Below are 26,481 nucleotides of genomic sequence, written 5' to 3'. Positions count from 1 at the left end.
AGAATCAGCCTTCGTTGGCCATGGCGGCGATGAGGGAGTTGGGGCGCATGTCGAGCCAGTGGGCTTCGACGTACTGGAGGCAGGAGGTGCGGGTGGCGGCGCCGAAGGCTACGGTCCAGCCGCCGGGGACGGCGGCGAAGGTGGGCCAGAGGGAATGTTCGCCTTCGGCATTGACCAGGACGTAGAACTGGGCGTTCTCGTCGTCGAAGGGGTTGCTCATCAGATATTCCTTTCGGCGGGGGTGGTGAGGTCCAAGGAGTCGCTCGGGGCGTCGGGGTCGGCGGTGAGCAGGCCGAGGGTGCGGGAGAAGCGGCGCAGCAGGGCCGCGGCGGTGCGGTCGTCGAAACGGTCGGTGCTGTATTCGATTTCGAGGCCGAGGTTGCCGTCGGGGTCGGCGTTGGCGGAGACGATGAAGTGCACGCCGTCGGCCACGGTCGAGCCGTCGAAGCGCATGGCGGTGAGTTCGAGACCCGGGATGTCGAACGCGCCGGTGTCGAGGTAGCTCAGTGTCACCTCGCCCAGCGGGCCGGTGACCGCGCACGACTCACTGGTGGCGGCGGTGGCCGAGGCGACCATGGGATCTGGTTCGGAGCACAGGATTTCGGCGAGGGTGGTGGCGCCCGCGATCGCGGTGCCCGCCTGCCAGGCGAGCATGACCGTCATCGCCGCGCGCACCACCGCGAACGGCGGGACCGCATGCCTGCGGGACAATTCGGCGATCCGCCCGCCGATCCCGGCGCCGATCCTGGCCCGCATGCTCGCGCCCCGCCCCAGGGTCGATTCCAGTGCGCCGGTTTTCGGCACGTCGGCGGTACCGAGGCGAACCAATGCCGCTGTGGTGCCGTCGATTTCCCAGCGAGCCAGCTCGCCGGTGCGGAACATGCGCTCGCCGGGGATCCCGAACGGGTTGGACACGAAACGATCGGCGGTCGCCACCGGGTCGTCGCGATATCCGCGGGCCAGTTGCGCGCCGGACAGGTACAGCTCGCCCGCGACACCGGGACTGGTCGGCCGCAGGCGCGGGTCGAGCACGTAGACGCGGCGGTTCCATTCGCGCACCCGCACGGCGGGCGGCTCGGGGGTGTCGGTGCGCGGTGCGGGCGGATAGGTGAGGGTGACAGTGGCCTCGGCCCGGCCGTAGTCGTGGTGCAGCCGGGCGCCCGTCACCGCGCCGAAGGCACGGACCTCGGCCGCGGTGAGCGGCGCGCCGAGGACGACGACGCTGCGCAACGAGGCGATCTCTGCGCGCAGGCCCGCCCGGTGGACGTGCTCGGTGAAGGCGGCCAGCCGCTGCGGGGTGAAGTCGGCCGTGGTCACGCCGTAGTCGGCGACCAGGCCTGCTAACCGCACCGGATCGGGTGGTTCGGTGAGGACGACGGTCGCGCCGACCCGCAACGGCAGCACATAGCCGTGCCATTCGGTGACCTCGCCGATGGACGCCTGGTGCAGGTAGACGTCACGGTTGGTGAAGGCGTGGCGGCCCTGGACGCCGGTCAGCCGGTGCACCGCGGCGATGTGGCTGATCGTGATGCCCTGGGTCGCGCCGTGCGGATACAGGACGAACGCGGGATGCTCCGGCAGTACGGGCGCGCGGCGTTCGGCGCGGGTGATCGGTTCGTCGGAGTAGTCGGCGAGCGGCACTCCGTCCATGACGACGGCCGGAATGTCGTACAGCGCCACGTGATCGCGGTCGCGCACGGTCAGCACGAGCGCGGGGTTCGCGACCGGCGGTAAGACGGCAGTCGCGGTGTCGACGGGGACAACGGCTCCGCCCGCTTTGAGGACGGCGTACATCGCGACGATCAGCTCCACCGAGCGCGGAACATCCACGAGCACAGCGGATTCCGGGCCGATGCCGAGCGCGGTCAGATGCCGGGCCAGCTGGTTGGTGCGCCGGTCCAGGTCGCCGTAGGTGATGATCGAGGCCGGGTCACCCGTGCTCGGGGCGTACACGACCGCCGGGTCGAAAGGGGTCGCGGCGGCCTGCGCTTCGAACTCGTCGAGCAGCAGCTCGCCAGGGAGTCCGCCCAGGCGCGGCGCCTCGGACCCGAGCTGGTCGCGATCGTCGACGCGGCCGACGAACTCGAGTTCCGCGGTCCAGCCGTCGCCCGGCGGCCTGCGGCGCACGAGGTCGCCGGTGGCGAACATCCGGTCGTCGACCGGGCCGATCGGGTTGGCAAGGAAGGTCGCCGCGGTGGCCTGCCTGCCGAGGTAGCCGCGCGCCAATTGCACACCGGAGACATAGAGTTCGCCGACTTCACCGTCGGGGACCGGGCACAGGTGCTCGTCGAGGATCAGCAGTTCGACGTCGTCGGCGGCCGAGCCGAGCGGCACCACCTCGAGGTCGGCGCCGGTGACCTCGTGGGCCACGACCTCCCCCGCGGTCTCGGGCCTGCCGTAGACGTGCCACAGGGTCGCGCCGCTCACGGCGCGCAGGGCGGCGGCGGTCTTGGCGGGCAGCGGTGCGCCGCAGCTGAGCACGATGCGCAGGGAATCGAGACGCTCCTCGGCATCGGGCAGCGCGGCGAGCGCGGCGAGCTGATCGGGATCGAAACAGGCCGCGGTGATACCGGTCTCGGAGATCGTGCGGGCCAGGGAGTCGCTCGTCGGGAGAACGAGGGTGGCTCCGGTCTGCAGGGCGAGCAGCATCTCCCCCACCGTCGCCTGACCGGTCAGCGGCGCGTGCCAGAGCACGGCGTCACCGGAACCGACACCGCAGAGCCGCTGGCGCCACACCGAATTGGCTTGTGCGGCGCGGTGTCCGACGACGACAGCGCTCGCGGCCGCCACGTCGACTACGAGGTAGGCGGGATTGTCGGCGCCCGGCCCCGGTAGCTCGTCGGCCGCGATGTCACCGACGGGTTCGGTGTCGATCGCCAGGGCCGGGACACCGTTGGGATGGGGTGCGCCCGGCTCGGTGATCATCAGCACGGGCGCGGCCAGCGACACCGTGCGCTGCCGCACGTCGGCGGGGGCGTCGGGGTCGAGCAGGACGAACGCGCCGCCAGCGGCGATCACCGCGTGCACGGCGACAACCAGCTCGACCGAGCGCGGCAGCGACACCGCGACGGTGGTTTCCGGTCCGACGCCACGTGCGGCCAGGCAGGCCGCCAGCGCGTCGACCCGTTCGCCGAGCTCCCCGTAACTGAGCTCGGTCTTGCCCGCACGCACCGCGACAGCGTCGGGGTCGTGGCGGAGCTGGGTGGTGAAAGCGGCGAGCAACGTCGCCGGGTCACGCCTGCGCTCGTCCTCGGGGTCACGCAGCAACGCGTCGATCGAGACAGCGGCCGTGACCGAATCCGTGTGCGACATCAGAGTTGTCCTTCCGTGTCGTCAGCCGACCCCGACCCGGCGATCACCGCGGCGGCATCGGTCACCAGTGTTTGCAAAGTGGTGGTGAGTCCGGACGCGCCGAGTGCGGCGAGCACGCCGGGCACCAGCCCGGCCAGCGCGACGTTCACCAGCGCTTCGGGTTTCATCGCGGCGCCCATCGCCTTGCTCACCGCGGTGAGTTTGGCGTCGAGCGCTGCGAACGAGATGGCGTGCTCGCCGTGGGCGAATGCCACGGTCGCCGGCGCGAGCCGGGCCGCCGAGCCGACGAGGCCCGGCAGATCGGCAATGGTGTAGGTGCGCGGACGCGGTGTCTGCTCCGCGTCGGTGCGCACGTCGATCGCCCGCACCACCACGCTCGGGTCGGCCGCGACGGCCGCGAGGACCTTGCGGAACCGCTCGGCCAGTACCCGGATGGTGGATGCGTCGAAAAGATCTGTGGCGTACCCGAAGTGCATGTCGAGCCCGTCGAGTGCGCCGTCGTCGTCGTAGCGCTGCAGGGCGGTCAGGTGCAGGTCGAACTTGGCTTCGCCGAGTCCGGGGTCCAGGGTCTGCACGTGCAGCCCGGGTAGCTCGATGCCGCCCGGCGGCATGTTCTGGAAGGTGAGCATCACCTGGAACAGCGGGGTGTACGCACCGGAGCGGGTCCGGCCCATGGCGTCGACGACCTGCTCGAACGGGACGTCGGCGTGCGCGATGGCGGCGAGGTCACGCCGCCTGGCCTGGGCGAGCAAGTCGGTGAACGGCGCCCGCGAATCCACTTCGGTGCGCAGGACGACGGTGTTGACGAACATGCCGACCAGGTCGTCGAGTTCGCGGGCACCGCGGCCTGCCACCGGTGCGCCGATAGTGATGTCGGCACTGCCGGACTGCTTGGCCAGCAGCACCGCCAAGGCGCTGTGTACCAGCGTGAACAGGGTGGTTCCGTTGGCGCGTGCCACCTCGTCGAGCCGGCGGGTGAGCTCGGCGTCGACCTCGAACTGCTCGGCCGCACCGCGCATCTCGCGCCGGGTGGCGCGGGGGCGGTCGGTGGGCAGGGCGAGCAGTTCGGGCGCACCGGTCAGTTCGCGGGTCCAGTAGGTCAGCTGCTGGGTGAGCACGCTGTCCGGGTCGCTGTCGGTGCCGAGCAGCTCGTGCTGCCAGGCGCTGAAGTCGCTGTACTGGATTTCCAGTGGCGCCCAGCCGGGTTCGCGGCCTTCGGTGCGATCGACGTAGGCGCGCACCAGGTCCCGGGTGAGGGGCGCGATGGAGTAGCCGTCGGCGCTGATGTGGTGCACCACGACGACGAGGACGTAGTCACCGCCACGACCGGTGGGCTCGGAAGCGGGACGTGACGACGGAGAGCCTTCGGGAGTGGCGCCACTGTCGGACGCTGTGCCGAGACCGTAGAGCGCCACCCGGACCGGCGGTGCGGCAGTGATGTCGAACGGCTGCGCGACCAGGGCGGCGATCCTGGCCTCGACGTCCGCGGGCGCGACCGGGATCGGGGTCAGCTCGACCGCGGCGGACCAGGCCGGCATGACCTGCTGGACCGGACCCGCTGCGGTATCGGGGTAGCGGGTGCGCAGGGTGTCGTGACGCGCCAGCAGGTCGCCGACCGCCGATTGCAGGGCGGGCAGGTCGAGGTCGCCGGTGAGCCGGATGGCGGCCGGGATGTGATAGGCCGCCGACTGGGGCGAGAGCTGGTGCAGCACCCACATGCGCTGCTGCGCGGGCGAGAGCATCGCCGGGCCGTCACCGGTGCGCCGGGTCAGCGGCGGACGGGCGATCGAGCGGTCGATGCCGCCGAGCCGTTCGGCCAGCGCGGCCACGGTCGGGGCATCGAACACCGCGGCCACCGGTACCTGCGCGCCCAGCGCTGCGCCGAGCCGCGCCGCGAGGCGGGTCGCCATCAGCGAGTTGCCGCCGAGGGCGAAGAAGTCGTCGTCGAGGCCTGCGCTCGCGCAGCCGATCACCTCGGCGAAGGTCTGCGCGACCAGCTGTTCGGTCGCGGTGACCGGTGCGCGGTAAGCCGCCTCGGCAAACTCGGGCTCGGGTAGCCGGGCCCGGTCGACCTTGCCATTGGCATTGAGTGGCAGCGCGTCGAGCACGACCAGTGCCGCGGGCACCATGTACGCGGGCAGCTCGGCGGCGAGTTCGCCCCGTAGCCGGGCCGCGATCGCCGGCTCGTCGCCGGCGGTCAGATCGGTGACAGCGGCGTAGGCGATCAGGCGCGAACCGGCCCGCTCGTCGGTCTTGGCGATCGCGACCGCGGCACGCACTCCCGCGCACCGCAGCAACGCCGTCTCGACCTCGCCGAGTTCTATGCGGAACCCACCGATCTTCACCTGGAAGTCGGCGCGCTCGAGGTATTCGAGGGTGCCGTCAGCACGCCGGCGGACGATGTCGCCGGTGCGGTACATCCGGGAACCGTGGTGGCTGCCGATTCCAGCCGCCGTGGAAGTAGTCACCGACGTGGGCGAGCCGAGGGCGGCCGCCGATTCGACGCCGCGCGCAGGGACTCCGAACGGGTTGGCGACGAAGCGGTCGGCGGTGAGGGCCTGGCGGCCGTGGTAACCGCGTGCCAGTTGGTCGCCGGCCAGGTACAGCTCGCCTGCGACCCCGATGGGTACCGGGCGAAGGCGGGCGTCGAGGACGTAGAGGGCGCTGTTCCAGGCCGGGGTGCCGATCGGAACCACGTGCGTGGCGTCCTGTGCCACTTCGTATTCGGTGATGGACACTGCCGCCTCGGTCGGCCCGTACAGGTTGTGGAGGCGGGCTGCGGTGCCGGTGGCGCGGAACTGGGCGGCCGTGGTGGCAGGGAGCGCTTCGCCGATGGCGAGGACGGCGCGTAGGGACTCCGGCAGTCCGGCTTCGGTGGCCAGCAGCATGCCGACCAGCGATGGGACCGCGTGCAGGACTGTGACGCCGTGGCGGGTCATCGTGGTGCGCAGGCGATCCGGGTCGCGTTCGTCGCCGGGGCGGGTGACGATCAGCGCGCCGCCGGAGGTCAGGGGCGACCAGAACTCCCATACCGACAGGTCGAAGGTGGCGGGGGTCTTCAGGAGGACCCGGTCGGTGCCGGTCATGGTGAAGCGGTCGTGCAGCCAGGCCAGCTGGTTGACGATCGCGGCGTGCGGCACGGTGACGCCCTTGGGCAGGCCGGTCGAGCCGGAGGTGAAGATCACGTAGGCGGGGTGCTCGGGGCGCAGCGGTGCGATGCGTTCGGCATCGGAGACCGGGTGGTCCGAGAGTCCTTCCAGCGCCCGGTGATCCAGTTCGAACACCGGCACATCGACGGCGAGCGGCAGGCCGTCGGCTGCGGTGGTGAGGACGCACAGCGGGGCTGCGGTCGACACGATGTAGGCGATGCGGTCGACCGGGTGATCGGGGTCGATCGGCACGTACGCGCCGCCCGCCCGCACGACCGCGTGCATGGCGATCACGAGGTCGAGACCGCGCCGCATGGCCAGGACGACGGTGCGTTCCGGGCCGACGCGTTCGGCGATCAGCAGCCGGGCGATCCGGTTGACGCGGGCGTCGAACGCGGCGTAGTCGAGCGATTCGCCGGTCTCGCCGTCCACCAGGGCGAGCGCGGCCGGGGTGGCGGCGGCCTGGCGGGCGCCGAGGTCAGCCAGGGTGGTGCGTTCGACCGGGTGCGCGGTGGCGTTCCAGGTGTCGAGCACCAGGGTGCGGTCGGCGCCGAGCAGATCGAGATCGCCGACGACGGTTTCCGGTGCGGCGGTGACGGATTCGAGCACCCTTCGCAGCTGCTCGGCGAACCGTTCGGCGGTACCCGCGTCGAACAGGTCGGTCGCGTAGCCCAGCGCCATCTCGATACCGGCGGGGGCACCGTCGGCGGTGTAGTGATCCAGGGCGAACAGGTGCAGGTCGAATTGGGCGACGCCGGAATCGAATTCGATGTCGGAGACGGTCAATCCCGGCAGCTCGAGCTGACCGCGCTCGTGGTTCTGGAACGAGTAGCCGACCTGGAACAGCGGGTGCCGGGCGGTCGAGCGAGCCGGGTTGAGGACCTCGACCAGACGCTCGAACGGCACGTCGGCGTGCGAGAACGCGGCGATGTCGGCGGTGCGGGCGGCGCCGAGCAGATCGGTGAAAGGCGCGTCGGCCGCGACCTGGGTGCGCAGCACCAGGGTGTTGACGAACATGCCGATGACCTCGTCGAGCTCGGCTTCGCCGCGGCCCGCGTTCGGGGTGCCGACGGCGATGTCGGCGGTACCCGAGAGGCGGGCCAGCAGGGCGGCGAAGGCCGCGTGCACCACCATGAACAGGGTGGCACCCGAGCTACGGCCGAGAGCGACGAGCGCGGCGTGCAGATCGGCGTCGACGGTGAAGCTCACCTTGTCGCCGCGCAGGCTCTGCCGGGCCGGGCGAGGCCGGTCGGTCGGCAGGGTCAGCTGATCGGGCAAGCCGGCAAGCTGGGTCTGCCAGTAGCCGACCTGCTGGGCGGCAACGGATTCCGGGTCCGCTTCGTCACCGAGCAGCTCGCGCTGCCACAGCGCGTAATCGGCGAACTGCACCGCGGGCGGCGACCAGCAGGGGGCGGTGTCGGCGAGACGCGCGGTGTAGGCGCGCATCAGGTCGGCGACGAACGGGGCAATGGAGGAGCCGTCGGCGGCGATGTGGTGCAGGACGGCGGCGAGCACGAACTCGCCCGCGACGATTCCGCCTGCGGTGCGTGACCCCGCAGGACCCTCGAACGCATCACCACCGGATACAGCCCTCACCTGGAACAGGCGCAGCCGGACCGGGATCTCGGCGGTGACGTCGAAGGTAGTCGTGGCCAGATCGCGGATGGCGCCGGGCAGCTCGGCCTCGGTGACAGCGATCGGCTCGAGCGACGGAACCGCTTGGGCAGCAGACATGATCGACTGCACGGGTGCGCCGTCGAACTCCGGGTACACGGTGCGCAGCGATTCGTGGCGGGCGACCAGATCGGCGACCGCGGCTTGCAGCGCGGCGATATCGAGATCACCGGACAGGCGCAAGGCGAACGGGATGTTGTAGGCCACCGAGGCGCGGTCGAAGCGGTTCAGGAACCACATCCGCTGCTGCGCGGGCGAGAGCGGCAGCTGCTCGGGGCGGGCCCGGCCGACAAGGGCGGGCCGGTCGACCTTCGCCTGCGTGTCCACGGCGGCGGCCAGCTCGCCGACGCGCGGTGTCTCGAACAGGGTCCGCACGCCGATGCGCCGGTCCAGCGCCGCACCGATCCGGGCGACCGCCTTGGCGGCGAGCAGCGAGCTGCCGCCGAGGGCGAAGAAATCGTCGTCGGCGCCGATCGGCTGATCGTCGGCGGCGGTGCGGCCGAGCACCTCGGCGTAGACCGCGGCGATGATCTCCTCGGTCACCGTGGCCGGCTTGCGGTAGACGGTGGTCTCGAAGACCGGTGCGGGCAGTGCGGCCCGGTCCAGCTTTCCGTTGACGGTCAACGGGATGCGCTCGACGGGCACGACGGCGGCCGGGAGCATGTGCTCGGGCAGCGTGCGGGCCAGTTCCTGGCGGAGGGCGGCGGCGTCGATGCGCCCGGTGTCCGGGCCGGCGACCAGGTAGGCCACGATCCGGGGCTCGTCGACCAGGTCGGTGCGCACCAGCACCGCGACCTCGCGCGGAGCCACCGAGCTGTGCAGCAGCGCGGCTTCGATCTCGCCGAGCTCGACGCGGAAACCACGCAGGTTGACCTGCTGGTCGGCGCGGCCCAGGTACTCGAGATCGCCGAAGGCTGTCCAGCGGGCCAGGTCGCCCGAGCGGTAGGCCAGGCTGCCCGGCGCGCCGTACGCGTCGGCGACGAACCGGCTCGCGGTCAGCGCGGGACGAGCGAGGTAGCCGCGCGCCAATTGCACTCCGGAGACATAGATTTCGCCGGGCACACCGACGGGGACCGGGCGCAGACGCGAATCCAGCACGCGCACGGTCAGTCCCGCGAGCGCACTGCCGATCACGCTGGCCGATCCGGTGTCCGGCGTGATCTCCCGGTAGGAGGCGTGCACCGTGGTCTCGGTGATGCCGTACATGTTCACCAGGCGGGGCGAGTGCGGGTAGCGGGCGAACCAGCCCGACAGCCGCTGCGGTTCCAGCGCCTCCCCACCGAAGATCACCGTGCGCAGCGCGTACTGAGCGGGCTCCGCGGCGAGATCGGCGGCGATGAGCTGGTAGAACGCCGACGGGGTCTGGTTGAGCACGGTCACCCGCTCGGCGAGCAGCAGCTCACGGAACTGCTCGGGCGAGCGCGAGGTGAAGTAGTCGACCAGGACCACCGAGCCGCCGGTCAGCAGCGCGCCCCACAGTTCCCACACCGAGAAGTCGAAGGCGTAGGAGTGGAACATCGTCCACACGTCCGACGGGCCGAAGCCGAAGTGGCGGGCACTGTTGTCCAGCAGGGCGAGCACGTTCGAGTGCGGGATCACCACGCCCTTGGGGCGGCCGGTGGAGCCGGAGGTGTAGATGACGTAGGCGGTGTTCGCCGAGGTCAGCGGCGCGCGGCGGTCCGCGGCGGTCAGCGGTGCGACCGAGTGGCCGCTCAGGGTGTCGGCGGCGGGGTCGAGCACCGGGCCGCCGAACCAGTCGCGGGCGAGCCCGGTGTCGGCGCCGGCGATCGCGCACAGCGGACGGGCGTCGTCGAGGACGTACTCGATGCGGTCGGCCGGGTAGTTCGGGTCGATCGGCAGGTAGCCGCCGCCCGCCTTGAGTACAGCCAGCAGTGCGACGGCCAGTTCCACCGAACGCGGAAGAGCGACGGCCACCAGTGCTTCCGGGCCGACACCGGCGCCGACGAGACGCCGGGCCAGACGGTTCGACCACGCGTCGAGCTCACCGTAGGTGAGGGCGTTGCGACCAGCCTTGACCGCGACGGCATGCGGGTTCGCCGCGGCGACCTGGGCGAACCGGTCCAGCATGGTCTCGGTGTCCGAGGCCACCGAGCTGCCGGTGGTGGCCCAGTCGTGCAGGGTGCGCTGCTGTTCCTCGGCGCTGAGCAGCTGGATGTCACCGACCACGACGGTCGGGTCGGCGACGACGGCGGCCAGCACCTGGGTGAACCGGCGGGCCAGCACGGCGACACTGCCCGCGTCGAACAGGTCGGTGGCATAGGCGATTTCGATGGCCATGCCGTCGGCGCGGCCGTCGACGTCGTCGGATTCGCGGACGGTGAACTGCAGGTCGAACTTGGCGACCGGGACGTCGAAGTCGACTGGCGCGACCCTCAGCCCGGCCGCCTCGAGTGCGGGCACGGTGAAGTTCTGCAGGACCAGCGCCACCTGGAACAGCGGATGGCGGTTGCGGGACCGGGCCGGGTCCACCGCGTCGACGATCTGCTCGAACGGGATGTCGGCGTGGGAAAGGGCGTCGAGGTCACCGGCACGCACGGCGTCGAGGGTGGTCTCGAATTCGGCGCGCGGGTCGATCTGGCTGCGCAGCACGAGGGTGTTGACGAACATGCCGATCAGCCCGTCGAGCGCGGCCTCGCCGCGGCCGGCGACGGGGGTGCCGATGGCGATGTCGCTGCCGCCGGAGAGCCGGGCCAGCAGCACCGCCAGCGCCGCGTGCACAGTGCTGAACAGCGTGGCCTCGTGCTTGCGGGCCAGTTCACGCAGTTCGCTGTGCAGGTCGGAGTCGATCTGGAACCGGTGCACGCCGCCACGGAAGCTGGACTCGGCGGGGCGAGGACGGTCGGTCGGCAGCTCGAGCTGCTCCGGCAGACCGGCCAGGCCGCGCCGCCAGAACGCCAGCTGAGTGTGGGCGAGGGAGGTGGGATCGGTTGCCTCGCCGAGGTTCTCGTCCTGCCAGAGCGCGTAGTCGGCGTACTGGATCGGCAGCGGGGACCATGCGGGGGCGGTGCCGTCGCGGCGGGCCGCGTAGGCGGTCATCAGGTCGGCGGCCAGTGGGCCGAGGGAGAAGCCGTCGGCGGCGATGTGATGGACCACCAGCACGAGGACGTGCTCGTCGGCCACGGCGAACAACGCGGCGCGCACCGGAATCTCGGTGGTGAGATCGAATCGGACCGCGGCGCAGGACAACAGGCGCTCGGGCAGGTCGGCTTCGGTGATCGGCTCCGGCCGCAGCACGAGGCGTGCGGTGTCGGCGATCAGCTGCTCGGCGCCTTCCGGACCGTCGGGGTAGCTGGTGCGCAGGGTTTCGTGGCGGTCGACCACATCGGCGAGGGCCGCTTCGAGGGCGGGGATGTCGAGGTCACCGGCCAGGCGCAGCGCCACCGGGATGTTGTCGACGGCGTCGCCGGGGCCGTCGGCATCGGCGAGGTAGCGGTTGAGGAACCACATCCGGCGCTGCGCAGCGGACAGCGGAATCCGTTGCGGGCGTTCGCGAGTGGTGAGCGGCAGGCGACGGCCGGTGCCGCGCAGCGCGACGGACCGTTCGGCCAGGGCTGCCACGGTCGGGGCGTCGAACAGCAGTCGAACGGGCACCTGGGTGTCGAGGGCGCCGCCGAGGCGGGCCGCGACCTGGGTGGCGTTGAGCGAGTTGCCGCCGAGGGCGAAGAAGTCGTCGTCGAGGCCGACTTCCCGGTCGGCGGGGAAACCGAGCACGGTGGCGAAGGTGGTCGCCACGATCCGCTCCACCTCGGTGACCGGGGCGCGGAATACGGCGGCCTCGAAGACCGGGTCGGGCAGTGCCTTGCGGTCGAGCTTGCCGGAGGCATTGAACGGGAACGCGTCGAGTTCGACGAACGCCGCGGGGACCATGTAGGCGGGCAGCGTGCGGGTGAGAGCTGCCTTCACCGCCTCGGTGTCGATGTCCGTCGCCGCGACCAGATAGGCCACGAGCAGCTCGTCGCGGACGACGACCGCTGCCTGCGCGACCTCGTCCAGAGCGGCCAGCGCGGCCTCGATCTCACCGAGCTCGATCCGCAGACCGCGCAGCTTCACCTGGAAGTCGGTGCGGCCCAAGTACTCCAGCTCGCCGTCTGCGGTCCAGGCGACCAGGTCACCGGTGCGGTACATGCGCGAGCCCATACCGGCCGTCGGGGACGAGTCGGTGGCGCGTGAGCCTGCGGGGCTCTCGGGAGTCGCCGCACCAACCACCGCGAACGGGTCGGCGACGAAGCGGTCGGCGGTCAGATCCGCGCGACCCGCGTAGCCGCGGGCGAGCTGGGCGCCGGCGAGGTAGAGCTCACCGGGGACGCCAACCGGGACCGGCCGCAACCGCTCGTCGAGCACGTAGACGCGGGTGTTGTGGACGGGCTCACCGATCGGCACGGTGACGACATCAGTGTCGACGACCTCGTGGAAGGTGACGTCGACCGCGGCCTCGGTGGGGCCGTACAGGTTGTGCACAGCCGTGCCGGTCAGCCGGCGCAGCAGCTGGGCGGGCGCGGGCGGCAGCGCCTCGCCGGAGGCGAACACCGTGCGCAGCGAAGCGCATCGTCCGGCCACCATGTCCGGCATGTCCGCAGCGGGACCACTCGACGAAGCTGCGCCTGCGACGGCGCCGCTCCCGGTGCTCGCCGCCTCGAGTGCGGCCACGAACACCGACAGCATCGACGGCACGAAGTGGGCGACGGTGACGGACCTGCGGTCGATCAAGCCGGCCAGATAGGCCGGGTCACGATGCCCGCCGGGCCGGGCCAGCACCAACTGAGCGCCGATCTGCAAGGGCCAGAAGAACTCCCATACCGAGACGTCGAAGGTCGCCGGGGTCTTCTGCAGCACGGTGTCGGCGGCGGTGAGGCGGTAGGCGTCCTGCATCCACACCAGGCGGTTGACGATCGCGGCGTGCGAGACGACGACGCCCTTGGGCTTGCCGGTCGAGCCGGACGTGAAGATCAGGTAGGCGGCATTGGCCGGGGTGAGGGTGGTGAGGCGGTCGGCATCGGTGATCGGCTCGGCCGGATAGTCGGCGGTGTCGAGCTGCTCGAACTCGAGCACCGGCACCGAAGTCGTTGCGGAAAGGTCGAGTTCGTCGACCGAGCGAGTGAGCACGCAGACCGGGTCCGCCGCGTCGATGACGTCGGCGAGGCGTTCGGCCGGGTGCTCCGGGTCCAGCGGGACGTAGGCCCCGCCCGCGGCGAGCACCGCGTAGATGGCGACGACCAGGTCGGTCGAGCGGTGCATGCCGATGGCCACGGTGCGGTCCGGCCGGACCCCGATCGAGATCAGCAGGCGCGCGAGCCGGTTGACCCGCTCGGCGAAATCGGAATAGGTGAGCGTCACAGCGTGACTCGATGAGGGGTGGTGGTCGGGCGACGGGTGGGCCAGCGATTCGTCTTCGCAGGTCAGCGCGATCGCGCCCGGGGTCCGCGCCGCCTGGGCCGCGAACAGCGAGACCAGCGTCATGGACTCGTCGACCGGGTATTCGGTGGCGTTCCAGGTGTCGAGGATGCGGGTGCGTTCGGCGGCCCCGAGGAGGTCGATGTCGCCGATCACGACGCTGGGATCGGCGGTCACCGTATCCAGCACCCGCAGCAGGCGGGTACCGAAATCTGTGATGGTCTGCGCGTCGAACAGGTCGGTGGCGTACTCGAAGCGGGCGAGCAGGCCGTCGGCGGTCTCGCGCAGGGTCAGCTGCAGGTCGAATTTGGCTGTGTAGGTGTCGATCTCGATTTCCGAGGCGGTGAGGCCTGCCAGTTCGAGTTCGGTCCGGGTGTTGTTCTGGAAGTCGAGCATCACCTGGAACAGCGGGTGCCTGGCGGTGGAACGCTCGGGGTTGAGCGCTTCGACCAGCCGGTCGAAGGTGACGTCGGTGTTGGCCAGGGCGCGCAGGTCGCCGTCGCGGACGGTGCCGACGAGTTCGGCGAAAGTGGCGGCGGGCCGGACCTGGGTGCGCAGTACGAGGGTGTTGACGAACATGCCGACGAGCTCGTCGAGTGCCTGGTCGCCGCGGCCCGCCACGGGGGTGCCGATCGAAATGTCCTGCTGTCCGGACAGTTTCGCCAGGGTGGCGGCGAAAGCGGCGTGCAGCACCATGAACAGCGACGCCTGGGTGTCGGCGGCGAGCGCGCGCAGCCGATCGGTGATCGCGGCGGGCACGGCGAAGGTGTGGCGAGCGCCGCGGCCCGAGGCGACCGCGGGGCGCGGACGATCGGCGGGCAGGGCGAGCAGATCGGGCAGATCAGCGAGTTCGGTTGTCCAGAAACCGATCTGGCGCGCCATCGGCGAATCGGGGTCGTCCTCGGCGCCGAGCGCGGCGCGCTGCCACAGGGCGAAGTCGGCGTACTGCACCGGCAGCGGGGTCCATCGCGGTGCGGTGCCCGCGAGGTGGGCGGCGTAGGCCACCATCACGTCACGGGTGAGCGGGGCGACCGACCAGCCGTCGGCGGCGATGTGGTGCAGCACCAGGACCAGGACGTGCTCGTCGGGCGCGGTGCGCAGCAGATGCAGGCGCACCGGCGGTTCCTGGTCGACCGCGAAGGGCACCGCGGCGACGGCGCGGATCCGGTCACCGAGCGTGGCCGGGGCGACGGCTTCGGGCTCGAGCGTGATCGTCAGCTGCTCGGCGGCGAGCACCTGCTGGAAGGGGATGCCGTCGACGGACGGGTAGCGGGTGCGCAGCGCCTCGTGGCGGGCGAACACCGCGGCGACCGCGGCGGTCATGGCGGCGTGGTCGAGCGTGCCGGTCAGCCGGATGGCGGCGGCGATATTGTCGGCCACCGAATCCGCGTCGAACTGGTTGAGGAACCACATGCGCTGCTGCGCGTAGGACAGCGGAATCCGTTGCGGCCGTTCCCCCGCCACCAGCGGCACACGGATCTCAGCCGTCTCGCCCGTGCCGAGGCGGGCCGCGAGTGCGGTGACCGTCGACGCCTCGAACAGCACCTTCAGCGACACCGTCACACCGAGCGCGGCCCCGAGGCGCGCGACCACCTGGGTGGCGACCAGCGAGTTGCCGCCGAGCGCGAAGAAATCGTCGTCGGCGCCGACCCGCTCGACCCCGAGCACCTCGCCGAACACCCGCGCCACCACGGTCTCGGCACCCGCGGCGGGCGCCCGGAACGCACGAGCGGCGAACACCGGCTCCGGCAGCGCACGGCGGTCGAGCTTGCCATTCGGGGTGAGCGGCAGCGCGTCGACCACGACGAACGCGGAAGGGACCATGTGCGCGGCGAGCGAGCCACGCAGGACCGCCTCGATCGCCGCGACATCGACCTCGATCGGCGGCACAACCTCGCGCGACACAACAGCGTTCTGATCGACGTCGATTCCGGTGAACCCGACGGCTTCTCGCACTTCAGCGACGCCGCGCTGTACGGCGGAGTCGGCGTTGGCCGGCACCAAGTACGCGACCAGCTGGTCACCGCGGTGCGCGTCGGCGCGCACGAGGACAACAGCCTGACGCACCGACGGCTGGGCGAGCAGGGCGGACTCGATCTCGCCCAGTTCGATGCGGAAGCCGCGGAGCTTCACCTGGTCGTCGTTGCGGCCCAGGTATTCGAGGGTGCCTTCCGCGGTCCAGCGGACCAGGTCGCCGGTGCGATACATGCGTGCGCCCGGCTCCCACGGGCAGGCGACGAAGCGGCCTGCGGTGAGGGCGGCGCGGCCGCGGTAGCCGCGGGCAACCTGGGCGCCTGCGACGTACAGCTCGCCTGGCACGCCGGCGGGGACGGGCTGCAACCGGTCGTCGAGGACCCACTGGGCGATGCCGCGCAGTGGGGTGCCGAGGGTCAGTGGCGCGTGCGCGGACAGCGGGGCGCTGATATTGGTGGCGACCGTCGTCTCGGACGGGCCGTAGGCGTTGACGAACGCGCGGGGCACGGCGCCCTCGGTCCAGCGGGCGACCAGGTCGGGCGGGCAGGCCTCGCCGCCGACCATCACCATGCGCAGGTCGTCGAGCTGTGCGGGATCGAGCACCGCCAGGCCCGACGGGGTCATCAGGGCGTGGGTGACCCGCTCCTCGGCCAGCAGCTGCGCCAGGTCGGCGCCCACGTGGCGGCCCATCGGCGCGATCACCAGGGTGGCGGCGGAGTTCACCGCGAGCAGCAGCTCCATCACGGAGATGTCGAACGAGGGCGAGCCGACTTGCAGCACCCGCGCGTCGGGGGTGCCGAACATGCGGTCGGTCTCCTCGGCGGCGAACCCGGCGATACCGGCCTGGGTCACCAGCACGCCCTTGGGCAGGCCGGTGGAACCGGAGGTGTAGATGACATAGGCCAGGTGCTGGGCGCGCAGCGGGCGCACCCGGTCGGCGTCGGTGACCGGATCGCTGGAGCGGGCGGCGCAGTCGGCCATCAGCTTCAGTTCGTCGAGCACCAGCCAGTCGGTCGGGCCGGGCAGCGCGGCCTGGGCGTCCGACACCGTAAGACCCACTCGCGCACCGGAATCGGTCACCATATGGGTGATCCGATCGAGCGGGTAGCTCGGGTCGACCGGCAGCCAGGCAGCACCGGCTTTGGCGATCGCCCAGACAGCCAGCACAGACTCGATCGAGCGCGGAATACCCACCGCGACAATGTCATCGGGGCCGACGCCGCCGTCGATGAGCACCCGCGCCAGCCGCGAGGAAGCCCGGTCGAGCTCCCGGTAGGTGAGGCCGCGGTCGCCATCGGTGACCGCGATCCGATCCTGGTCGGCAGCGACGGCGGCGGCGAGGAGGTCGGGGAGCAGACCGGTGGCGGTGACGGGTGCGCCGCGCATACCGGTGAGACGGGCCTGTTCGGTCGCCGACAGCAGCGGCAGATCGCCGACCGGCGTCTCGGGCCCGGCGACGGCCGCGGTGAGCAGACGCACGAAACGCGCACCGAGGTCGACGATCTCGGCCTCGTCGAACAGGTCGGTGGCGTAGAGGGTGACCGCCTCGATGCCCGCGGGTTCGCCCGCGGCGCCGTGTCTTTCGGCGAGGGTGATCTGCAGGTCGAACTTGGTGATGTCGAGTTCGATCTCGTGCACCGACACCGGGGTGCCGCCGAGTTCGAAGCTGGTGTCGAGTACAGCCTGGAAGTTCAGCGCCACCTGGAACAGCGGGTGCCGAGACTGCGAACGGGCCGGGTTCACCACGTCGACCAGCCGGTCGAACGGGACGGTGGCGTGCGCGAAGGCGGCCAGGTCGGTCTCGCGGGTGTGTTCCAGTGCCGCGGTGAAGCTCGCGGCCGGGTCGACCTCGGTGCGCAGCACGAGGGTGTTGACGAACATGCCGATCAGATCGTCGATGGCCCGGTCGCCGCGGCCGGCGACGCCGGTGCCGATCGCGATGTCGGTGGTGCCGCCGAGCCGGGCCAGCAGCACCGCCAGCGCCGTGTGCAGCACCATGAACAGCGACGCGCCCGCCTGGTTGGCCAGCCCGGCCAGCTGCCGGTGCAGGCCGGCGCCGATGGTGAAGCCGGTCCGGGCGCCGCGCATGCTCGACTCGACCGGACGCGGCCGCGCGAACGGGAGTTCCAGCTGGTCGGGCAGACCCGCCAGAGTCCGTTCCCAGAAGGCGATTTCGCGCGAGGCCAGTGACTGCGGATCGGCTTCCGCGCCGAGCAGTTCCCGCTGCCACAGCGCGTAGTCGGCGTACTGCACGCTCAACGGCGCCCAGCCGGGCTCGATGCCCGCGGTAGCGGCCTGATAGGCGGTGAGCACATCGCGGACCAGCACCTGCAGCGAAACACCGTCGGCCGCGATGTGATGCAGGACGACCGCCAGCGCGCACTCGTACGGTTCCTCCGCGACGACGAAGAGGTGCGCGCGGAACGGCGCCTCGCGTTCGAGATCGAAACCGGCGCAAGCGAATCGGGCGAGCTCGGCGTCCAGGTCGGCCGCGGTGACCGTGGTCGGCTCCCCGATCCGCACGATCCCGGCGTCGCACACGACCTGCTCGGCCACCTCGCCACCGGGCGCGTCCACCGCGGGGAACACGGTGCGCAGCGCCTCGTGCCGTTCGACGACGGCGGTCAGGGCGTCGACGAGCGCGGACAGATTCGCGGTGCCGCGCAGCCGGACCACGAACGGCATGTTGTAGCCGGGCGCCGTCGGATCGAACCGATTGAGGAACCAGATCCGCTGCTGCGCGGGCGAGAGCGGGATCAGCTCCGGACGCGGACGCGCCGCGAGCACCGGCAGCTGGGCCGAGATCCCGGCATCGGTGCGCTCGGCGATCGCGGCGGCCAGCCGGGCGGGGGTGGTCGCGCCGAACAGATCGCGCACCCCGAGCCTGCAGCCGAGGTCGGCGCCGAGCCGGGCCGCCACCTGGGTCGCGACCAGGCTGTTGCCGCCGAGAGCGAAGAAGTCGTCGTCGCGGCCGATCCGGTCGAGCCCGAGGACTTCGCCGAACACCCTGGACACCGTCTGCTCGACCGGGCCGACCGGCTCGGCGTAAGCGACAACAGTGCGGGCGGGCGCCGGCAGCGCCTTGCGATCCAATTTGCCGGAGGCGTTCACCGGCAGGGTGTCGAGCAGCACGAACGCGGCGGGCACCATGTACCCGGGCAGCGCGCGCAGCGCCGCCTCCCGCAGCTGCTCTACCGCGACCGTGCCCGGCTCGGCCTCCACGACATAGGCGACGAGCTGTTCACCGACACCGGCATCGCTGCGGACGACGACGACCGCGCGCACCGCGCCCTCGACGGCTTCCAGCACGGCCTCGATCTCGCCGAGCTCGATCCGCAGACCGCGCAGCTTCACCTGGAAATCGGTGCGGCCCAGGTATTCCAGTTCACCGTTGGTCGTCCAGCGCACCAGGTCACCGGTGCGGTACATGCGCGCACCCGGCGCGGTCAGGTCGGCGACGAAGCGGCCCGAGGTGAGCTCGGGACGTCCGACATAACCCCGGGCGAGCTGTACCCCCGACAGATACAGCTCACCCGGAGCCCCGACCGGTACCGGCCGCAGCCGCGAGTCGAGAACATGGAGCCGGGTGTTGAACACCGGCGCGCCGATCGGCACCGTGACCCGGTCGGCGTCGTTCACCTCGTGGAAGGTGACATCGACAGCGGCCTCGGTCGGCCCGTAGAGATTGTGCAGCCGCGCTCCGGTGAGCAGCCGCAGCCGCTGCGCCAGTGCAGCGGGCAGTGCCTCGCCGGAGGCGAAGACCAGTCGCAGCGACGTGCGCTCGGCGATCTCCTGCTGGGCGAGAAAGGCTTCCAGCATCGATGGTACGAAATGTGCGACCGTGACGCCGTGTTCGGCGACAACCCGGCGCAGGTATCCCGGATCGCGGTGCCCGTCCGGCTCGGCGAGCAGCAGCGTCGCACCGATCTGCAAGGGCCAGAAGAACTCCCACACCGAGACGTCGAACGTCATCGGGGTCTTCTGCAACACCACGTCGATGCCGTGCAGCCGGTAGGTGTGCTGCATCCACACCAGCCGGTTGACGATCGCGGCGTGCTCGACCGCGACACCCTTGGGCAGGCCGGTGGAGCCGGAGGTGAAGATGACGTACGCGGGATGACCGGGACGCAGCGGGGCGGTGCGCTCGGCGTCGGTCAACGGGGTGTCGGCGTAGCCGGTGAGATCGAGGGCGTCCACGGCGAGCACGGGCAGCGCGTCGGCGCCGGGCGCACCGTCACGGGTGGTGGTCAGGACGGCGGCCGGTGCGGCGGTGCCGAGGATGTGCGCGATGCGCTCGGCCGGATGATCCGGGTCGATCGGCACGTAGGCCGCGCCCGCGGCGAGCACCGCGTACATCGCGACGACCAGATCGGGCGAACGCCGAATGCTCAGCGCCACCAGTGATTCCGGGCCGATGCCGTCGGCGCGCAACCGCCGGGCCAGCCGGTTGACCCGCTGCGCCAGCTCGCGGTAGGTCATCGTCGCGTCGTCGTCGCCCGCCATCCGCACCGCGACGGCGTCGGGCGTACGGGCGACCTGGGCCTCGAACAGCGCGGGCAGCGTCGCCGCGGCCACGCAGCGCTCGGCCAGCGCGGCCTCGACGTCGAAGGTGGTCGCGTTCCAGATCTTGGTGCTGACCTCCAGCTCCAGCTCGGTCGCCACTTCGACGGCGGCGATCGAGGTCTCCAGGTCGGCGGCCGAGAGGCGGTCGAGGAAACCGAGGAACCGGCTGTGGTGGCGGGCCAGGGTGTCGGCGTCGTAGAGGTTGGGGTTGGCCTCGAAGTCGACATGCACGCGATCGCGGTCACCGTAGTAGACATTGAGGCTCAGGTCCTCGATCGGGCCGGTGGACAGCACCCGGTAGCGGCCGGTGGTGGTGCCCAGGGTGAGGTCGCTGCGGAAGAGCATGAAATTGGCGAGCGGGCCGAACAGCGCACGCCGGGCGGGGCGGCCGTCGTCCTCGGCGTCACGGCGGATGTCCTCGGCGCGGTAGCGCTGATGCCGCAGCGCACCGGCCACCTCCACCCGCGCGGCGCGCAGCAGCTCACCCCACGTGGTGGTGGAACCCGCGGCGCCGGTGGGCAGGCGCAGCGGCACGATATTGGACAGCATGCCCGCCGAGCGGCGCATCACCGCGGTGGTGCGGGCGGTGACGGGCAGGCTCAGCACCGCGTCCGGGCGGTCGGTGAGCCGGCCGAGGTAGGCGGCGAAGGCGGCGAGCAGCACCGCCGAGATCGTCGAATCATCGGTGGCGGCAATGGTTTCCAGCCGATCGACCAGCTTCTCCGACAGGCGGCCGCCGGTCACCAGGTTGATCGCGGCGCGCGGAGCGGTGCGGGTGTCGAGCCCGGTCGGGCTGTCCAGGCCCGCGATGCGCTGCGCCCAGTGCTCGCGGTCGCCGGCGAACCGGGTGCTCTCGCGGTAGCGCTGTTCGCCCTCGACGAGTTCGGCCAGGTCACCCGGCACGACCTCGCGCGCCTGGGTGCCGAGCATCCGTGCGGTGTAGAGCTCGGCGATGCGCTGGGAATTGGTGAAGGCGCCGTAGCCGTCGAGCACGATGTGGTGTCCGCGCAGGTACCAGAACCAGCGCGCCTCGCCGACGCGCAGCACCGCACCCGCCACCAGCCGGTCGGTGAGCAGGTCGATCGGGGCGCCGAATTCCGCGCGCATCCACTCGTGCGCGGCGGCGACCGGGTCGTCGTGGTGGCGCAGATCGATCAGCGGCAGCTCGGTCTCGACCGGGATGGTGTGGTCGACGACCTGATACGGGACGCCGTCGGATTCGCCGATGCGCACCAGCGGGGAGCCGTATGCGTGCGCTGCCTCGGCCGTGACCTGTTGCAGCACAGCGGCATCCAGCTCGCCGGTGATGTCGACGTACTGGGCGATGGTGATCGGGACATCGGGGTCGAGCAGTTGTGCGTACCAGACACCCAGCTGGGCGGGGGTCAGCGGGAACGGCGCCGACGCGGCCTCCGCTTCCTGTGGTCGCGCGCTGAACCCACCCAACTCCGTACCGTGCACCAGAGCCTCCTCGAATCGCGAAAAAACAGCAGACCGAACGCTTTTCGGGCAGCACGAAGACACCGCAGTACTCCGTGAGACCGAGAATTTCGGCAAGAGCGCAGTGGGCGTGACGCCGCACTCGCGCAGGATCCCCGACAGATCATGTGGACGAGATCGACGACCGGTCGGCCGTCGGCGTGACAGACGGTTCGTGTCTGTCACGGGTGCCTAGCTGTTGATCGTTCCTCCAACATCGCGGCCGCGGCTCGAACCTCGCGCCCCGGCGTTGTCACTTACATCACATGGCTGCCTGTCCATGCATTGCAGACACTAGGCGGTCAGTTAATAAAAAGGAACTTTTTCCGATAAAAAAACCGAACAAGCGTCCAGTCGGTTCGGAGGGTGGCCCACGACCTGGGCATCAGTGTGTGCCACACCACATCTTCGCCAGATGTGTGAGCTGCCACACTTTCAGAACCGGAGACTATGAGCCGAAACGTTGCATCTGCGTTGCATCGGCCCCGAGGCGCCGGTCGAGCACCCGGATCTTGGCTTCGATCTGCGCATACAGTGGCGAATCGCGGTCGACGGTGGCCCGGTACGCGGCCCATGCGGCGGCGTCGTCACGGCCTTCCGGACCCGCTGTCCACCGGCGCAGCACGCCGGGATCGGCCGAAGCGAGCACCGCGGTGCGCAGCCGCACGCGAAGCTCGTCCCGGATGTCACAAATGCCGGGAGCAGAGGATCGCGGGAGCACCGGACCGGCGTACAAGCGCAATGCGGATTCGATATCACCGGAGTCGAGTGCGGCCCGCAGCGCCTCCACATCGGTTGCGACATGCACCCGGAGACGGTATGGACGCGATCCGACGACCGTCGCGCCGACCACCGACCGCAAGCGCGACATCGCCGCGCGGATCGTGCCGTTGTCCAGATCGGTGTCGTCGAGCAGCAGCGCCAGATGATCGGCGCCCAGTCCTTCGGGATGCTCGGTCAGCAGGAGCAGGATCTCGGCATGGCGTTGCGAGAGCGGCACCCGCTCCCCCGCCACGCTCAGCTGTGGCTGACCGAGGCCGAGCACATCGAGCCCGAGCCGGGCCGGTCCCGCGTCGGCGCCCGCGTCGCCGGTGCGTTGCGGCTCCGCGGCCGCCCCGCCGCGGCCCGCGCGCATCGCCCGGAGAACGAGATCCATCTCGGCCGCCGTGGCCGCCGCTTTCACCAGAGCGAGGATCTCGGGCTTGGCCACCCGCATCCCGCCGGCAATCATCAGCACGCCGATCAACCGGCCGTCCGGCTCGTGCACCGGCGCCGCCGCGCCGGTGATCTGGTGCATGCGATGGAGGAAATGTTCGGGTCCGTGGATCCAGGTCGCCCGGCCGGTGCGGACGACGAGACCGACCGCGTTCGTGCCGATCCGGCGTTCGCTGAGATCGTCGCCCTCGCGCACGCCGATCTCGGCGGCGGCGGCGACCTGCTCGGGATGGCCGTGTACCGACAGCACCCGGCCGAACTGGTCGGCGACCGTCACGATCAGTCCGGCGCGCGCCGCGTCCTGGACCAGCAGTTTGTCGATCAGTGGCATCAGTGCGGCGATGGGATGAGCATCCCGGTAACGCACCAGATCGGCACCGCGAAGACCGCGTCCGTCGAGAACGTCCGTCGGATCGATTCCGCCACGCACACTGCGTAGCCAGGATTCGAGTACGAGCGGACGCAGCAGGCCGGCCAGCTGGGTCAGCTGTTCACCACCGGCACTGAGAAAACCATGGGCCTGTGCGGCATAGGCTTCCAGAGCTCCGAGCTGTGCGCCCGACTCCGCCGCCTGCCGTGGGGGCCGCCCACCTGCGAGATTGCTGACCATTTGCCTTTCTTTCCCGCTACAAACTGTACCGGTCAGTTATCAGCCGCTTCGCCAGAAGTGTGGGTTTGTCCCGCAGGTCACATTGTGGTAGCAAATGTCACTTCGTCACACCGCATAGAGATCGGCTATCAGTGCCGCAAGCAGCACTACCGCGGCCTGCGGACCACGGTGCAGTGGCACCGGTACGACGGACAGATCGGCGACCGTGAGGCCCTCGATGCCGTGTACCCGGCCGCACTCGTCGACGACGGCGCGCGGGTCACCGACGGGACCCATCCGGCAGGTACCCGAAAGATGCTGGGACGTCCCCAGATACGTGCGTAGCCAGGTGTCGTCGACGGTGCCGAGTGGCAGGCCGAGCACCTGTGCCGCGACGTCGATCCCGGCGCGCAGCCGGTCGCGATCGCGGGCGCTGCGCAGATAGCCCTGGTCGATACGGGCCGGGACAGCCGGGTCTGCCGAGCCGAGCGTCAGTTCGCCGGTCGCCTCCGGCGACATCAGCGCGACCCCGAGCCTGCGCAGGCCCGGCGTGAACATAGGGGTATACGGGCGCAGCTCGAGATCGTCGAGCTCCAGGACGTATTCGAGGGCGACCGTCGTCGACTCCGGCACCGGTCCCCGGTACTCGATGCCGATCTCCGGATGATCGGTGCACCAGGCGCCGACCGGCGCGGGCAGCACGACCGGAATACCGAGCGAGCGCAGCTGCGACTCGGGGCCGATCCCGGAGCGGATCAGCAGCGCCGCCGACTCGATGGCGCCCGCGCAGACGATCACCCGATCGGCGAAGGTCGTTCCGCGCTCGCGCCCACGCGCCCACTCCGCACCGATGACTCGCGAGCCGCGCAGCAGCAGCCGGGTCACCGTTGTCCCGCCGGTGACATCCAGGTTGGGCCGGGTGAGCGCGGAATAGAGATGGGTGAGCGCGGGTCCGGCGCGGCGGCCACCCGCCACCGCCAGCGGTACTCGCCCGAAACCGTCGGCACCAAGCGATGCCGGCCTGCCCGCGCCCGTATCCGGCGGCCGGCCAGGGTCCCCGCCGGCGGTCGAACTCGCGGGGACGGCGTTGAGATCGGCGATTTCGGCGAAGCCCAGTGCCGCGCAGCGGTCGGCGAACTCCCTGCTGACCGGAGCGGGATCGGCGGTGCGCTGGACCGGGATCGGGCCGCGTGCGCCGTGTCCGGGCGCGGAACCGAAATCCCGATCGGATTCCAGCTCGGCGAGCAGCGGCAGCACCGCGTCGAACGACCAGCGTGCGCTGTCGGCCGCCGCGCTCCACGCCGCGAAGTCGGCGGCGGTCGGGCGGACGAAGTAGCTGCCGTTGATCGCGCCCGACCCGCCGATCAGCTTGCCCCGCACGATATTTCCCGGGTACCGCCACACCACACCGGAATCCGGGCCGACCGGAAGATGCCCCGGATCGAGCAGGTGGGCAGGCATCTCGACAGCCGACGCCCAGACCGGTCCCGCTTCCAGCACCCGGACCGTGTGCGCCGGGTCGGCGCTGAGCCGGGCCGCGAGCACGCACCCGGCCGACCCGGCCCCGACGACGAGAGTGCTGGTCACGCAGCGAAACTCAGCGCGGCGGCACGCTCGGCTTGAGCGCCTCGAAGCTGCGCGCCCTGATGACGCCGAGCCACAGGCCACTGCCGTAGGCGACGTCGTCGAGACGCTTGTAAGCGACATAGCGCACCGGGTCGAGCCCACCGGAATCGCGATGGGTGAACCAGTCGGCCAGCCCGTCGGCCAGCGCCATGGTGATCGCGATCTTGCGGATCCGCCGCGAGGCGAGCACCGCGACCAGCGTCACCGGCCAGTAGTCGCGGCACATCGCCGAAGCCAGCCGCCACATTCCGGCGAAATAGCCGCGCGCCAGATACACCGCCGCGATGCGGGTCGGGTTGTCCAGTTCGGTGAACACCCGCCGCATCCGCACCAGCGCGGTGGCCAGCGTGACCAGCCCGCCGAGCAGGCCCCACTTGGACAGCGTCGCGAACAGAATGCTCGCGAGCACGGTCCAGGTCGGCACCGACAGCGGCGAGACCATCCCCGCGTGCCGTTTGCCCAGCGGTGCGGCGCCGGTGCCGTAGAAAAGCTTTCGGCCGAACCAGGCGCGGAAGGCCACCCGATGATCGTGGGCGACGTGCGCGGCCGGCTCGTAGCGCAGCCGCCAGCCCGCCCGCTCCAGCCGCCAGCACAGGTCGACGTCCTCGGCCACCTGCATCGACTCGTCGAAACCGCCCTCGCCGAGCAGCGCCGCGCGCCGGGCGAGCAGCGCCGCGCTCGGCACATAGGACACGACTCCGCGCGCGTGCACAGCGGACTCGCGCCTGCCCAGGTCGAGCGAGGACCGGGTGTGCTCGTAGCGCGCCAGTGCGTTGGACTCCTTGTCCAGTGCGACGATGCGCGGCGCGACCAGCGCGACCTGCGGGTCGCTGAAGTGCCCGAGCATCACTTCCAGCCAGCCGCTGCGTGGTACGACGTCGGAGTCGAGGAACGCGACGAAGCCCGTTGTCGCCGCCCGTAATCCGGCATTGCGCGCGGCCGCCGGACCCAGCGGGGTCTCGTGGCGCAGCACCGTCACCTGACCGCGGCCCTGACGCGGCGGGATGCGCACCGGTTCGTCGGAGCCGTCGTCGACGACGATGACGTTGTGCCCCCGCAGCGTGGCCAGCAGCCGCAGCAGGCCGTCGGCGTTGTTGTAGAGCGGGATGACGACGGTGACGTCGTCGAGCGAGGGCAGCAGCCGCGGCCGCGGGTTCGCCACACCGGAATCGAGCAGCCGGCGGGCGACGATCGCGGACTTGGTATCGGTCACCTCCAGGTACCCGTCGCCGATCAGCTCGGCGGCCTCCGGGGCCAGGCGCAGCATCCGCGCGGGCGATCCACCGATCAGGATCCGACCCCCGGAAAATGCGCGTACCCGTGGATCGATCCGTACCCCGAAGCCGTCGGGCAGACGATCATGGCGCATTCCTCGCATGCTATGCGCACTCGAGCTCGCAGACATCATCACCCCACAAAAAAGGAGGAAAGTCCGCCAGAAATGCCGCCGTGACCGGTAACCGGACGCGTCAACAAGATCGGCAGCGC

At 71.0% G+C, this 26,481-nt stretch carries 6 protein-coding genes; all 6 read right to left on the bottom strand.

Annotation, left to right across the window (positions count from 1 at the left end; genetic code table 11):
* Positions 1-4: 4 nt before the first annotated feature.
* The gene (locus IEY60_RS08180; RefSeq protein WP_308426088.1) at positions 5-220 is read right to left on the bottom strand and encodes an MbtH family protein; all 216 of its coding nucleotides are present in this window, start codon (positions 218-220) and stop codon (positions 5-7) included.
* Positions 220-3,312 (bottom strand): AMP-binding protein, encoded by a 3,093-nt coding sequence (locus IEY60_RS08175; RefSeq protein WP_189025725.1) that lies wholly within the window; start codon positions 3,310-3,312, stop codon positions 220-222. The genes IEY60_RS08180 and IEY60_RS08175 overlap by 1 nt, the downstream gene beginning before the upstream one ends.
* Positions 3,312-21,545: a non-ribosomal peptide synthase/polyketide synthase gene (locus IEY60_RS08170; protein WP_229739646.1), complete on the bottom strand. Its 18,234-nt coding sequence runs from the start codon at positions 21,543-21,545 to the stop codon at positions 3,312-3,314. The genes IEY60_RS08175 and IEY60_RS08170 overlap by 1 nt, the downstream gene beginning before the upstream one ends.
* Positions 21,546-22,011: 466 nt before the next feature.
* Complete coding sequence (locus IEY60_RS08165) at positions 22,012-23,388, bottom strand: GAF domain-containing protein (RefSeq protein ID WP_189025723.1); 1,377 nt, start codon at positions 23,386-23,388, stop codon at positions 22,012-22,014.
* A 105-nt stretch (positions 23,389-23,493) separates the two neighbouring features.
* On the bottom strand, positions 23,494-24,954 hold the full coding sequence (gene mftG / locus IEY60_RS08160; protein WP_189025720.1) for a mycofactocin dehydrogenase MftG: 1,461 nt from the start codon (positions 24,952-24,954) through the stop codon (positions 23,494-23,496).
* A gap of 10 nt (positions 24,955-24,964) precedes the next feature.
* The gene (gene mftF, locus IEY60_RS08155) at positions 24,965-26,362 is read right to left on the bottom strand and encodes a mycofactocin biosynthesis glycosyltransferase MftF (RefSeq protein WP_189025718.1); all 1,398 of its coding nucleotides are present in this window, start codon (positions 26,360-26,362) and stop codon (positions 24,965-24,967) included.
* Between the last annotated feature and the right edge of the window lie 119 nt (positions 26,363-26,481).

The sequence above is a fragment of the Nocardia rhizosphaerihabitans genome, from assembly GCF_014646295.1.
GTDB lineage: Bacteria > Actinomycetota > Actinomycetes > Mycobacteriales > Mycobacteriaceae > Nocardia > Nocardia rhizosphaerihabitans.
This window is presented reverse-complemented; position numbering and strand designations above follow the sequence as displayed.